This is a genomic window from Bradyrhizobium uaiense (assembly GCF_010811875.1).
GTDB classification, from domain to species: domain Bacteria; phylum Pseudomonadota; class Alphaproteobacteria; order Rhizobiales; family Xanthobacteraceae; genus Bradyrhizobium; species Bradyrhizobium uaiense.
On record NZ_VKHP01001233.1, the window covers coordinates 1 to 219 of the forward strand.

The 219-nt window shown below is 64.4% G+C and carries 1 pseudogene; it reads left to right on the top strand.

Annotation, left to right across the window (positions count from 1 at the left end):
• Positions 1 to 219: pseudogene (locus FNJ47_RS49435) on the top strand (cytochrome c); the annotation flags it as partial.

The following is a 219-nucleotide window of genomic DNA, read 5'->3' on the forward strand; positions in this document are numbered from 1 at the left end:
GCCACACCGCGCGCGAAGGCAAGACCTTCGCCGGCGGCCTTCCCATGAAGACGCCGTTCGGCACGCTCTACACATCGAATATCACGCCCGATCCGCAGACCGGGATCGGCACGTGGACGTCGGATCAATTCTACCAGATGATGCACAGTGGCCGCTTCCCCGATGGCGGCCTGGTCTATCCGGCGATGCCGTTCGCCTCCTATACCCAGGTGACGCGCG